Annotated in this window: 2 tRNA genes; both read left to right on the forward strand. The window is 49.1% G+C overall.

Going from position 1 to position 334, the window contains the following annotated elements:
- Positions 1-121: 121 nt before the first annotated feature.
- A tRNA-Ile gene (locus C2M24_RS15880) sits at positions 122-198 on the forward strand.
- Positions 199-251: 53 nt separating this feature from the next.
- Positions 252-327, forward strand: a tRNA-Ala gene (locus tag C2M24_RS15885).
- Positions 328-334 lie beyond the last annotated feature (7 nt).

Below are 334 nucleotides of genomic sequence, written 5' to 3' on the forward strand. Positions count from 1 at the left end.
CAAGGTAGCCCTAGGGGAACCTGGGGCTGGATCACCTCCTTATACGATTTAGAACTAATTTGTTCGCAGTGTCCACACAGATGATTGTTGATTATGAAATAGAGAACAAACGTCATTGTTTGGGTCTGTAGCTCAGCTGGTTAGAGCGCACGCCTGATAAGCGTGAGGTCGGTAGTTCAAGTCTACTCAGACCCACCACTTTGCTTCACAGCAAAGACCGGTTATAAACAATGCACGTATCCTAGTAATGTGGGGCTATAGCTCAGCTGGGAGAGCGCCTGCCTTGCACGCAGGAGGTCAGCAGTTCGATCCTGCTTAGCTCCACCACTTTACT

This window comes from Pseudoalteromonas sp. T1lg22 (assembly GCF_002964645.1).
Classification (GTDB): Bacteria; Pseudomonadota; Gammaproteobacteria; order Enterobacterales; family Alteromonadaceae; genus Pseudoalteromonas.